This is a genomic window from Microcoleus sp. S13_C5, from assembly GCF_036700845.1.
Classification (GTDB): domain Bacteria; phylum Cyanobacteriota; class Cyanobacteriia; order Cyanobacteriales; family Microcoleaceae; genus Microcoleus.
Window position 1 is genome coordinate 21,035 of record NZ_JAUBPR010000009.1, and the last position, 13,623, is coordinate 34,657.

Consider the following 13,623-nt stretch of genomic DNA (forward strand, 5'->3'; position numbering starts at 1 on the left):
GTAGACTATTATAACTTACCCGCATACTGGTTTAAAATTAATTTAAGCGAGCTTAGCTGGGAGTAGCGCAGGACGCTGGGCTTTCTCGATCGACTGATTCCGAATCCGGCAAATCTGCGTCAAAATTCGGTGTAGTTTCTGTATCTTCAGCTTCGTTGAGGGGATTCTGAAGGTGATTTAGGGTATCTACAAAATCTCGGATACCTCGAAATTGCCGATATACCGAGGCAAAACGGACATAAGCGACTTCGCTGAGCGGTCGCAGGTGCAACAGCACCAGTTCCCCTATTTCTGAACTGGCGATTTCTCGGAGCGATCGACCTTGGAGTTGGGCCTCAATTTCTTCGGCCAGAGTTTCGAGATGCCCGGAAGACAAACCTGTTTTTTCGCAGGCCCGAATCAATCCCCTGACTAATTTTGACCTGTCAAAAGATTCGCGCTTGCCGTCCCGCTTGATCACCGTAATCGGCACAAATTCTATGCGTTCGTAAGTTGTGAAGCGGTGCTGGCAGCTCAAACACTCGCGCCGCCGACGGATGCTTTGACCTGACTCGGCTGAACGCGATTCTAGAACGCGGCTATTTGTGTGTTGGCAGGAGGAACAGCGCATGATTGCTGATTTTAACAGGCATTGCCAGCAAATTGCCATTCATCTAACCGCCTGGGGTCTGATGAATGGCTGGACTAGAAAAATCACTTAGCACACAGCGGAGAAATAGTCCCGCACCAAATTAGATCACTATGATGCGGGCTAACCGCAGTCCGGTTCAAGATATTTTGGACTTGCTGGAGGCGTATAGCTAATTATTTGCCAATCCGGGGAGGTTCCCGAAAGGCGATCGCAAAAAATAGTACGCCTATGGCTAAAGCCAGAATCAAAATGTAAGCAACACTTTCCATGTTAAATTTTCCCTATCTTCCCTTGCCGTATTATTTTATCTTAATTGTTGGTTTTATTATTAACTAAAAAAACCCGGTTTCTTGAAGAAACCGGGTTTTTGTGCAGCGGGGAAGTCTCCCCCCTACCCAGAGGCTGGCGAAATTTAGAGAGATTCTTCTCTTCTTGTTGTCACGTCGCCCACCTTTTGGAACAGGCCCCACTCGACTTGTTCTTCCAGGTCAGCCTCAACTCCAGCAAACACGTCGCGGAAAATAGTCCGAGAACCGTGCCAGATATGGCCGAAGAAGAATAGCAAAGCAAAGCAAACGTGTCCAAAAGTGAACCAACCGCGAGTCGAAGTGCGGAAAACCCCGTCCGAATTCAATGTTTCGCGATCGAATTCAAACACTTCACCTTTTTGAGCAGCGCGAGCAAACTTCTTAACATCTAGAGGATTATTAAAGGTTTGACCGTTAAGTTCGCCGCCGTAGAAGCTGACGGTAACTCCGCTTTGTTCAAAGCTGTATTTTGATTCAGCACGGCGGAAGGGAATATCAGCGCGAACGACCCCATCTTTGTCCGTCAAAATGACTGGGAAAGTTTCAAAGAAGTTGGGGAGGCGGCGAACCGACAATACCCGACCTTCGCTGTCAGTAAATACTGGATGGCCCAGCCAAGATTTAGCAATACCGTCGCCATTGACCATCGCGCCGGCCCGGAACAAACCGCCTTTAGCAGGAGAGTTGCCCACGTAGTCGTAGAAAGCCAATTTTTCGGGAATTTGTTCGTAAGCTTCTTGGAAGCCCTGGCCACCGGCCAAGGTAGCTTGAGCTCTGCGATCGATTTCTTGTTGGAAATAGCCACTGTCCCACTGATAGCGAGTCGGGCCAAAAAGTTCGATCGGAGTCGCAGCAGAACCGTACCACATCGTACCCGCAACCACAAAGGCTGCGAAGAATACGGCAGCGATACTGCTAGAAAGTACAGTTTCGATATTCCCCATCCGCAGGGCTTTGTAAAGACGTTCCGGCGGCCGCACTGTCAAGTGAAACAAACCGGCAATTACGCCGACTACGCCCGCTGCAATGTGGTGAGCCACGATGCCGCCCGGATTATACGGGTCAAAGCCTTCAGGGCCCCAAGCAGGTGCCACTGGCTGGACGTGACCGGTCAGGCCGTAGGGGTCGGACACCCACATTCCCGGGCCAAAAAGTCCCGAAAGGTGAAATGCGCCGAAGCCGAAGCAGAGCAAGCCGGAGAGGAACAGGTGAATGCCAAACATTTTTGGCAAGTCGAGGGCTGGTTCGCCGGTGCGAGGGTCTCTGAAAAGTTCTAAGTCCCAAAATACCCAGTGCCAAACTGCTGCTAAGAACAGCAGGCCCGAGAGGACGATGTGAGCAACAGCGACGCCTTCAAAGGACCAGAAGCCCGGATCGACGTTACCTTCGCCGGTGATGCTCCAACCGCCCCAAGAACCCGTAACTCCCAAGCGAGTCATGAAGGGCAACACGAACATCCCTTGACGCCACATTGGGTTCAGAACTGGGTCTGTGGGGTCAAAAACTGCTAGTTCATAAAGGGCCATTGAGCCGGCCCAACCTGCCACGAGGGCAGTGTGCATTAAGTGTACAGAAATCAATCGGCCTGGGTCATTTAAGACGACTGTGTGTACGCGATACCAGGGTAGTCCCATTGACTGCGGTTCTCCAAGGTGTAAGTGATGATGTCTATTTTTACGGAAAAATCAGATTCTGAATCCCCAGCAGTTACCTGCAGGGTTTAAACTCTGCCTTTTGCCGACTGCCATCTACCTTCAAAGGTGGAGGCATAAAAATGAAAGTTATTTAAAGAAGTGTATCGAGTGTTAGAACCGATTGCAATATGTTGAGCATTACATTAGTTGCGGGTTGCCCATTTCGCAGCGGGCGGCGATCGTCCCGAGGCGTTCGAGGACTTGCTCGGCATCGATCAGTCTGGTGAGGGTGACGTTGCCGATATTTTTGGCGGGATCGGCAGGATCGGGACGGACTGCTGGTTGGACTTCTACCATGAGTACGGCGTCTTCTACGCGGTAGAGCCACATTTTTTCGTTGCGATCGGAAAGACAGAGGTTGAGCTGTTGGATGTCCGGCGCCCGCCTCCAGGCGGCGTGACTCCACTCGCCGCCGACGCCCCAAACGCGCCCAACTTTCCAGCCGTCGGATAAGAAGAAGTATTTCACTTGTGTACGCTTGTTGAGATTTTTTTGTCTAACATAGCGCAAAACTGCAATAGTACGGAATTATTGAACCGCGAAGACGCGAAGGACGCTAAGGAAGAGCTGTAACAACGCTATTTTACCCTCATTTCAATCGAAATCGCATACATAGCGACTCAATCTTCGTCTAGATTTAGGACTTCCAGCAACATGGAAACTGCACTAATATGCAAAGATTTTAAGTCATTGGGTGACATGATTATTCGGCGATCGAGATATGTAAAAGCGATGCCTCTGTTAAAAATGTAATAATATCTTTGTTCATCATCTTCATTTTCTTCTTCAAAAAACTGACCGCTCGCTTTAAATTTACACTGCGGTTTCTGTAGATTTACCCACTTGGCTTTTGTCACTTGAGACCCTACTATATCTATCTTTTGGTCTTCTCCATCCACACTCCAATAACAACCTTTTAATCTGTCATCAATCAATTCTTTTTTGAGAGCATCGGGCAGTTCGCAGGGGAGATTGAGAGCTTGAACCAACTCAGCAGCATCCTCGGGTTCCCAGTCATTATTTATCTCCTCTGCGGTCAAGATAATTTTGTGACCTAGATATTCAAACTCAATACCGCTAGAGAAGTTCCACTCATACGTATAATAATCATATTCCCGGGGGCGATAGCAGAATTCACATGGCTGTATATTTTCACTGTTTCGATCGCTTGTGTTGATAAATTTACATTTTTCCTCTGCTTCTAAATTCGCCCACTTGACATTTGTCACTTGAGACCATACTATATCTATCTTTTGCTCTTCTCCATCTACGCTCCAGTAACAACCTTCTAATCTCTCATAAATCACTTCTTTTGTGAGAGCATCGGGCAGTTCGCAGGGGAGATTGAGAGCTTGAACCAACTCAGCAGCATCCTCAGGTTCCCAGTCATTATTTATCTCCTCTGCGGTCAAGATAATTTTGTGACCTAGATATTCAAACTCAATACCGCTAGAGAAGTAGTGTTCGTAGCGGGAGCAATCATCTTCATCATCTTCATCATGCCAATCTACCCACTCACCATTTTTACAACCAAAAAAGTATATGTCTGTGGGTTCGTCATCTACTATCCAACCAAAACGAGCCATGCCAACCATAAAAATGTCGGTGTGAAAGTTAACGGAATGCCACAACTATCACTATAACTGCTAATATGTCAAATATGAGTCCGTGCAACTCAGTATAAACCATGACCCCGACTTCGCCCGTACAATTCCAAGACAGTTTCGACATCATCGTAGTAGGTGGCGGACACTCCGGCTGTGAAGCCGCCCTCGCCACTTCTCGCCTCGGATGTCGCACCCTTCTCCTCACCCTCAACCTCGACAAAATTGCGTGGCAACCTTGCAATCCGGCGGTCGGCGGCCCGGCTAAAACCCAACTCACTAACGAAGTTGATGCGTTAGGCGGGGAAATTGGCAAAATGGCCGATCGCACCTACTTACAAAAGCGTGTCCTCAACGCTTCGAGAGGCCCCGCAGTGTGGGCGCTGCGAGCTCAAACTGACAAGCGGGAATACGCCGCTGTGATGAATAATATTGTCGAAAATCAACCCAATTTGACCATCCGCGAAGCGATGGTAACAGATTTAGTTTTGGGCAAAAACGAAGAAGTTATCGGAGTAGAAACATACTTCGGCGTCGCCTTTGAATGCAAAGCAGTAATTCTCACCACAGGTACTTTTTTAGGTGGCACGATTTGGGTGGGCAATAAGTCGATGCCCGCCGGACGTGCGGGAGAATTTGCGGCCGTTGGTTTGACGGAAACTCTCAATCGTTTGGGCTTTGAAACGGGCCGGTTAAAAACAGGAACTCCGGCAAGAGTTGACAAACGTACTCTCGATTACACCCACCTGGAACCGCAGCCTGGAGATGCAGAGGTTCGCTGGTTTAGTTTCGATCCAGAAGTTTGGATCGAACGGGAACAAATGCCTTGTTATTTGACTAGAACTACGCCAGCTACTCATCAGTTAATTAGAGACAATTTGCACCTTTCTCCAGTCTACGGCGGCTGGGTTGATGCGAAGGGGCCGCGCTATTGTCCGAGTATTGAAGATAAGATTGTGCGGTTTGCAGATAAGGAAAGTCACCAGATTTTTATTGAACCGGAAGGTAGAGATATTCCTGAACTTTATATCCAAGGATTTTCTACTGGTTTACCGGAAAATTTGCAATTGCAAATGCTGCGGACTCTTCCGGGTTTGGAAAAGTGCGAGATGATGCGCCCTGCTTATGCTGTGGAGTATGATTATTTGCCGGCCACTCAGTGTTATCCGACCCTGATGACTAAGAAGATTGAAGGGCTATTTTGCGCGGGTCAGGTTAACGGTACAACTGGATATGAGGAGGCGGCTGCACAGGGGATTGTGGCGGGGATTAATGCGGCCAGGTTTGCGAAAAATCAGGAGATGATTGTCTTTCCTCGCGAGCAAAGTTATATCGGCACTTTGATCGATGATTTGTGTACGAAGGATTTGCGGGAACCTTACCGGATGTTGACTTCGCGATCGGAATATCGGCTATTATTGCGATCGGACAATGCGGATCAACGCTTGACGCCGCTGGGACGGGAAATTGGTTTGATTGACGATCGCCGCTGGGAGTTGTTCGATCGCAAACAAGCTAATATTGTGGCAGAGAAGGAACGCTTGTACTCGACGCGGGTGAAAGAGCACGAGGAAGTAGGTAAGGCAATTTTTGCAGACACTCAACAAGCGATTAAAGGTTCAATTACTCTTGCTGATTTGTTGCGTCGTCCTGGTTTTCATTATGTGGATTTGGAACGCTACAATTTAGGCAATTCTAGTCTGAAGTTGGCTGAGAAAGATGGTGCAGAAATTGATATCAAATATTCCGGCTATCTGCAAAGACAGCAAAATCAAATCGATGACATTGCCAAACACGAACGCCGACAATTGCCTGCGGATTTGGATTACATGGCAATTACAACTCTCTCCAAAGAATCGCGGGAAAAGTTGGCTAAGGTAAAACCGCTGACTATTGGCCAAGCTGCCAGAATTGGTGGGGTAAATCCGGCTGATGTTAATGCTTTGTTGATTTTTCTGGAAGTGCGAAACCGTCAGCAGCCAGCGGCTGTGGGTAAATAAGCTAAACTAGAGGTGTCTCAAAGGTTCCTTCAATTTTATGGAATAGCAGTATGAAAAAGTGTGACTATTTTGGCACCACTATTTTGTTCGGCGGCTTTCATATTGAAGGATATAGATTCTGGGCGTTGCTGATTCACGGTATGAATCAACTTTTATCGGAAGTTACAAAACTCACAATACTTGGGTTATAATAATCCCCAAATCGGGAATTTATACCTGTGATTCAGCAACGCCACTAACAATGAAAACTGGCAGAATGTCAACTATAATTGATGAAACTCTGCCAGTATATTGTAGATATTTATAAATCCTCGAACCCACTCTGAATTTGGCAAATATTCCGCATAAGAATTAGCGTTCATCGGTGGTTCAAACCTCCCCAAAATCCCCACCAGTGTTGCCGCCCTCAAAGCCTTAAAAAAACAGCGAGATGCCTTGCTATACGCTTATCTACGGACTCACTGGTGGTACTGGGAATAGAGCGGAATTTAGTAGGGGGCGATCGCACAATCGGCTAAATAATCATTCCCCAAGGAAGATAAGGAGAGAGGGAGTGGGAGAGTGGGAGAGGGGGAGAATAGGTAAAATCTTCCTGATTCCTGATTCCCTCTTCCTGACATCCGTTACATCCGTTACATCCGTTACATCCGTTACATCCGAAGAAAGCGAATCCGTTGCCGAACTTCCTTTAATGTGCCCAGAGAATCACGCCAGCTTCATAAGGACTGCTGAGATTATCGTGCTTCGGCAAAACGCGCAACGACAAACCTTGCAAACCACTAGAAGTATAAGTAATGTCAGCCGTATAAAGGCTAGCATTTTGAGAATCTTCTCCCAAATACTCCATCACCACCGGCACGCCGCCGACAATATTTCCGTTAGCATCAACCGAACCTTGATAAAGTTCGACTTGCACATCCGCAGGCGTCAATCCCATCAGATTAATCCGAGATTTAACAGCGATCGACTGATTGACCTTAACTTCCTTATCCTGGGAAATATCAACAGCCTCAATCTTAATATCCTTCCACTTCGCGAGAACGTGCTTCTTCCAGTGAGACAACTCCTTCGCCGGAGCGCAATTATCCGAAGTCATCGTGAAGAATCGATCGCTCACAGGGAAATAAGCCCGCCGCGCGTAATCTTTCACCATCCGAGCAGTATTGAAGAAAGGACAGTTCAAGCGAATCGAATCCTTCATTTTCGCCGTCCAACCACGGGGAATGCCATCAGCATCCCGGTTGTAAAACAGGGGTACAACTTCTTTTTCCATCAAGTCGTACAAAGCATTCGCCTCTACCTCATCCTGATACTTAGTATCTTCGTAAAACTCGCCATGTCCGATCGGCCAACCGGTACGAACATAATCAGCCTCATCCCACCATCCGTCGAGGATGCTCAGATTCGGCAAACCATTCATCGAAGCTTTCATCCCCGAAGTACCCGAAGCCTCACGCGGGCGGCGTGGCGTATTCAGCCACACATCGCAGCCAGAAACCATCATCCGAGCAACGTTAATGTCGTAGTTCGGTAAAAACACCATCGAGCTCATCGTCTCGTGCTCGCGGATGAAGTGAACGATATCTCGAATCAATTCCTTACCCGGAATATCCATCGGGTGAGCCTTCCCAGCAATCACAAACTGCACCGGGCGATTTTGATCCCGCATGATCCGCATGATTCGATCGACATCGCGCAAAAACAGCGTAGCCCGCTTGTAAGTAGCAAAACGACGCGCAAATCCGATCGTCAGCACCTTCGGATTGAGAGCCTCCCGCGCGTGTTCGATTTCCGTTTGGGCCGCACCGCGCTCACGCAAAGTCTTTTGCAGCCACTCCCGTGCGAACACCACCAACTCCGATCGACAGCGTTCGTGATTGCGCCACAATTCCTCATCAGGAATCGATGACATCCGATCCCAGAGTCGATCGTCCTTGCGAGTCATTTCCCAATCTGGGCCGAGGTATCGATCGTACAACTCCTGAGTAGACTTCGCCACACAACTGCGAGCGTGCACCCCGTTGGTAATCGAAGTAATCGGTACTTCTTCCTGCGGCAAACCCGGCCACAAACCCTGAAACATCGGGCGCGACACCACACCGTGCAAAGCCGCCACCCCATTGACAAAACTCGACATTTTAATAGCCAAAATTGCCATATTCAGAGGTGCGGACAAATCGCCAGTATTCTCCCGGCCCAATCCTAAAAACTCATCTTGCGACAAGCCAAATATCTTGGGATAGTGACTCAGATAGTGCATCACCATATCCGGCTCGAACAAGTCAAACCCAGCAGGTACCGGCGTGTGAGTCGTAAACATACTGCTCGAAACCACCACCTGTTCCGCTTCTACGAAACTCAGGTGATATTCCTCCATCAGCATCCGAATGCGTTCCAAAGCCATGAAAGCCGCGTGGCCTTCATTCATGTGATAAGCCGTAACTGTCAGCCCCAATGCCTTGAGCATTTTCACGCCGCCGATGCCCAGCATGATTTCTTGGTGCATCCGCAGAGTTTTATCACCGCCATACAGTTGGTCGGTAATATCTTGGTCGTAGCGGCTGTTAGGTTCAATATTTGTATCCATTAGGTACAAAGGAACCGTTCCCACTTGTACCCGCCAAATCCGGGCATACACCTTGCGGCCGGGATAGTCCACCTCAATCCGCAATTCCGAACCGTCGGGATTGCGTTCTGGGTGCAGCGGCATATTGTAGAAATCATTGAGCGGATAGCGTTCTTGCTGCCAGCCGTCGGCGTTGAGATACTGCGAAAAATAACCTTCTTGGTATAGCAAGCCGACACCGACTAAGGGCAAGCCCAAATCACTAGCTGATTTGAGGTGGTCGCCTGCGAGTACGCCCAAACCGCCCGAATAGATCGGTAGGGCTTTAACTAAGCCGAATTCCATCGAAAAGTAAGCGTAGCATTCTTGCTGTTCGGTGCCACGCTGTTTGCGGTACCAGGCGCGATTTTTGAGATAATCGTCTAACTGCTGGGCTGCTCGGTTCATTTGGGCAATGAAGCCTTCGTCTTCTGCCATTTCTTGCAGTCGCTCTTGAGATATGGTTCCGAGCATCAGCACCGGGTTTTGATTGCTGGAGTCCCACAGGTCTCGATCGAGGCGGCGGAAGAGGTCTTTGGTATCGACGTTCCAGTCCCAGTGCAAGTTGTAGGCAAGCTTGCGTAGGGGTTCGAGAATTGTCGGTAGCGACGGGGAAACGTTAAAAGTGCGAATTGGCTGCATAGACAAAGCCTTTATGTTGGGGTAGCGATATTTTCCTCTGTCTTTAGGTACAAGTCCGTTATTCTGCACACTATTTTAAGTTTTAACCAGCGCGGGCGATCGCGATCGACCATCTGTATGGACTATCTACAATGACACAGCAGTGCCGTGTCCCTAACCCAGCTAAGCTTTTAACTGCGGTGGCGGGAGCGAGGACTTGATGCCTCGGAGCTGAAAATCCCTCAAGTTTATAGCGCTTTGTCACGCTTTGGGCAAGCATCTTAACGAATTGCCCGACAACTTAGGCCCGCCGCAGCGCTTTAGCAGTGATGATGTTGGGGTGTAGCGCAGGAAAATAAGCCACGAGGCTAAGATTCGCGGTCAAGAACTATAGCAATCCTTGCAGAAGTCGTAATTTTTTTACCCCACCCGAACCCGCGGGTAGAAAGCAAGAAATTTACCAATTATTTAGGGTTGGTATATAACTTTCGGGTACACAGGAAGCACCTGAGACTTATTAGTTGGTGAGGCGCGCAGATTCACTATTTTTACCCATAGATAAATCTTGAACCGCACCTCACGGACTTACAATTGAGGGATGATGGCTCCGGAATGACTAATAACTAATGACTAATGACTAATTAAGCAATTTGCACTTTCCTCAACATAGAATTTACCAAAAGTTTGCTAGCCTCACCAGCCGAGAGGGCAGGGCTGAAATAGTAGCCCTGAATTTCTTGACAGTGGAGCGATCGCAAACACTCCAACTGCTCTTTAGTTTCTACTCCTTCGGCTACCACGCTCAAGTTCAAATCTCGCCCCAGGGTCGCTACAGCCTTGGCGATCGCCCGTTCGCACGGATCGGTCGTCAGTTCGCTGACAAACGACCTGTCTATTTTTAAGATATTCAAGGGAAACTTTTTGAGATAATTTAGAGAACAATAACCCGTGCCGAAATCGTCCAGCGCAATCTGCACTCCTATATTCTGCAACTCCCTCAGAACTTTTGTGGTATAATCCACATCTTGCATGGCTGTAGTCTCGGTAATTTCTAACTCTAAATACTTGGGTGCTAAACCAGTTTTTTCCAAGCAGTTCGCTACCATTTCTAATAAATTAAATTGCTGGAACTGCCGAGCCGAAACGTTGACTGCTACCCGCAAATCTGGCTGCAAAGCATCCTGCCAAGCTTTGTTTTGAGTGCAGGCTGTTTGCAGCACCCATTCCCCAATAGGTACAATGAGTCCGTTCTCTTCGGCGATCGGAATAAATGTAGCGGGAGTAACTAAACCTAATTGTGGATGTTGCCAGCGTAGCAGGGCTTCCATACCCTGAATTTTCCAAGTAGCGATGTTGACTTTGGGTTGGTAAAAAACCTCAAATTCTCCCTGTTCTAAAGCCTCGTGCAGCCTGTGTTCTATAGTTAGTAACTGGCTGCCTTGGGGATTAATTGTCGAAGTATATAATTGATAGTTATTTCTTCCCATTTCTTTAGCGCGATACAAGGCGACATCGGCATTTTTGACTAAAGTTTCGGCATCTTCGCCATCATCGGGATAAAGGGCAATGCCGATGCTGCTGCTGACGTGAAACGGTTGTCCTTCTAGTTTAAATGCTGGCTTTAAAGTGTTGAGTATTCTTTGAGCTGTTTTAACTGCATCTTCTAAGCAATTGATATCGGGAAGTAGTATGGTAAATTCGTCGCCTCCCCAGCGGGCAACCGTGTCAGTCGATCGCAAAGTGTCGCTGATGCGTCCGGCAAAACCTTCTAACAGGCGATCGCCCGCAGCGTGACCTAGTGTATCATTAATCTTTTTGAATCTGTCCAAGTCTAAAAACATCACAGCTAGCATTTTTTTTGTTTTTTGAGCTTGTCTTAATGACGCCAGCAGTCGCTCGTTAAAAAGTATCCGGTTCGGTAAACCGGTGAGTTGGTCATAAACAGCTTGATAGCGAATAATTTCTTCAGCTTGCTTGCGCTGAGTGATATCCATCATCGTGCCGATCGCCCTTACTGCTTTGCCACTTTCATTGCGGATGATGTACCCGCGATCGAGTACAAAAATATATCCCCCGTCTGCACGGTGAAAGCTGTATTCTTCCGACCAATATTGAGCGTCTGAGTTCATTGTTTCGTTGAAGCTTAACATCACTCTTTCCCGTTCTTCGGGATGAATATTTAGCCACCACGATTCTACTTCTATAGTCTGAGTTTCGTTGAGTTTGTATCCAAAAACTTTTTCAAACTCTGTGCTCAACCAATACTCATTTTTTAACAAATCAAAATCCCATACTGCATCATTTGTCGCCCGCGTCAGCAGGTGAAATCGTTCTTCGCTTTTGCGTAGTTTTTCTTCGGATTGCACCCATTCCGTTACATCCCGAAAGCTGAATACTCGACCAGTAATTTTGCCTCCCGTGCGCTGGGGCAACGAGTAGCGCTCAAAGATTCTCCCATCTGTAAACTCTATGATATCGTAACTTTCTGCTGCGGGGCGATCGGACAATTCTTTAGCACGGTTGAGAAATATTTCCGGGTATTTTAAGAGGTTGATTCCAAATGCCAAAATTTGGTTGTTATCTCTCGAATCCAGCAGGAAATCCGGCAACTGCCACATTTCGGCAAATTTGCGATTAAAGGTGAGCACTGTGCCTCCACTGTCAACCGCCAGAATACCGTCAGCAGTAGATTCAATGGTTGCTTGAAGCAACGAAAGAGATGTTTCTAGTTCTAACTCTGCTAATTTGCGATCGCTGATGTCAAACGCTGTGATTAATATTGAGGCTTTTTTTTCAAATTTTATAATATCTACAGTTGCTTCAATCCAGCGCATTTCTCCTGTTTTTGTGACTATTATTAATTCATATTTTGACCCTAGCGTTGAGCGCGCGTGGCTGGATTTACCCCATTTTTTAACTATTTCTAGAAAATCTCGATGAATTAAGTCGTATAAATCCAATGCTAGTAATTCTTCGCGAGTATATCCTGTCAGATCTTCTGTCTGAGCATTAACATAGCGGAACTGTCTGCGGTGATAGATAAACGCAACAGCATTAACAGTTTCTATCAGTTGGCGAAACTTTTTTTCACTGCGCCGCAAATTTCTTTCAACCCGCTTTCTATCGGTAATATCTTGTGCTATATATAACTTGCCGCTGATCTTGCCTTGACCGTCGCGAATAATTGAAATAGAAAGCAGTACAATTATTTTTTTTCGCTGTTTAGAAAGGTAGACTTTTTCGACGTTGCGGACAGAACCTTCCGCTGTTAAACTCGCTAACTCTAACTCCTGCAGCGGTGATTCACTTTTCTTGAAAAGTCCGGCGATTGGTTTGCCTAACAACTCTTTTTTAGAGTATCCCAGAAGTTGACAGGTAGCTTGGTTTAACGACAGGATATGACCGCCCGGGGTGGTCGCAATTATCGAGACGTTCATTTCCTCGCAAATATCGAGAGCATATTCGGCAGTTTGCTGCAAATCTTGGGTCATTTGGGCAATAGTATGCCAGATATCCAGTTCTTTTTTTGGATACAACACTTTTTCTCCTTTTGGTAGCTTGTCATTGTCTGTTTCAGAGTTCGGCTTGATTAACCCCATCGTCTTGGATAAGATATTTACTGTCTTCGCCCTGATCAATAATGAGATTAATAAAGAAATAAAAACCAGAGAATAAGAAATTATTCTTAACCTAAGAGTAGGCTCTTGTCTCGGATATTCCTGAGATTCTATATAATTGTAGCTCGGTAAATTTACTGGTTGTATTTGAGATAATTCATCCAAAAATAATGCGGCGCTTGCAGAAGTAAAGGGGTGAGATGCCGATCGCAAATAGCTATGTTTCTGAGAGCCAACCAAAATTCCTTGTACAGCGCGAGTGCCAAGTCCATTTCCTAGACTTGTCGGTAATATTTTGGGATTAGTGCAACATTCCGCCCCAAAAATATAAATTGCGAAATATCCCAAAATTAATTGAAAAAATATTTTCATATTATCCAGTTTCTAATAATTTTAAATAAATCCTTTTCCCGTCATCCTAAATGTTAAAAAGTTTACCATAAGTTGCTCTGCCATAGGAAAACCCCGCCAACCTTAATTTATGTGGACTTGTAAATTAAATTTTACCAAGCTAATAACTGAGCTTTATAACTAATTACAATT

9 protein-coding genes are annotated in these 13,623 nt (G+C 46.7%); 1 reads left to right on the plus strand and 8 read right to left on the minus strand.

From position 1 onward, the window contains the following. Positions 1–52: 52 nt before the first annotated feature. The 5 genes from nrdR to QUA04_RS04410 form a co-directional block, all read right to left on the minus strand. A complete protein-coding gene (nrdR, locus tag QUA04_RS04390; RefSeq protein ID WP_333254222.1) occupies positions 53–610 on the minus strand; it encodes a transcriptional regulator NrdR in 558 nt (185 codons plus the stop codon). Positions 611–804: 194 nt separating this feature from the next. Continuing rightward, positions 805–900 (minus strand): photosystem II reaction center protein T, encoded by a 96-nt coding sequence (locus QUA04_RS04395; protein WP_006635641.1) that lies wholly within the window; start codon positions 898–900, stop codon positions 805–807. 143 nt (positions 901–1,043) lie between these two features. Further along, positions 1,044–2,573 (minus strand): photosystem II chlorophyll-binding protein CP47, encoded by a 1,530-nt coding sequence (psbB, locus tag QUA04_RS04400; RefSeq protein ID WP_333254126.1) that lies wholly within the window; start codon positions 2,571–2,573, stop codon positions 1,044–1,046. A 198-nt stretch (positions 2,574–2,771) separates the two neighbouring features. Next, positions 2,772–3,101: a hypothetical protein gene (locus QUA04_RS04405; protein WP_039887994.1), complete on the minus strand. Its 330-nt coding sequence runs from the start codon at positions 3,099–3,101 to the stop codon at positions 2,772–2,774. Positions 3,102–3,253: 152 nt separating this feature from the next. Beyond that, a complete protein-coding gene (locus QUA04_RS04410) occupies positions 3,254–4,228 on the minus strand; it encodes a hypothetical protein (RefSeq protein ID WP_333254128.1) in 975 nt (324 codons plus the stop codon). A 92-nt stretch (positions 4,229–4,320) separates the two neighbouring features. Between QUA04_RS04410 and mnmG the strand changes: the two genes are divergently transcribed. After that, positions 4,321–6,237, plus strand: coding sequence for a tRNA uridine-5-carboxymethylaminomethyl(34) synthesis enzyme MnmG (gene mnmG, locus QUA04_RS04415; protein WP_333254130.1), 1,917 nt, complete (start codon positions 4,321–4,323; stop codon positions 6,235–6,237). A 688-nt stretch (positions 6,238–6,925) separates the two neighbouring features. Here the strand turns inward: mnmG and glgP are convergent. From glgP to QUA04_RS04430, 3 genes are all read right to left on the minus strand, one after another. Then, on the minus strand, positions 6,926–9,484 hold the full coding sequence (gene glgP, locus QUA04_RS04420) for an alpha-glucan family phosphorylase (RefSeq protein ID WP_333254132.1): 2,559 nt from the start codon (positions 9,482–9,484) through the stop codon (positions 6,926–6,928). A gap of 82 nt (positions 9,485–9,566) precedes the next feature. Next, positions 9,567–9,743: a hypothetical protein gene (locus QUA04_RS04425; RefSeq protein WP_333254134.1), complete on the minus strand. Its 177-nt coding sequence runs from the start codon at positions 9,741–9,743 to the stop codon at positions 9,567–9,569. A 361-nt stretch (positions 9,744–10,104) separates the two neighbouring features. Then, a complete protein-coding gene (locus QUA04_RS04430) occupies positions 10,105–13,452 on the minus strand; it encodes an EAL domain-containing protein (protein WP_333254136.1) in 3,348 nt (1,115 codons plus the stop codon). Positions 13,453–13,623: the final 171 nt, after the last annotated feature.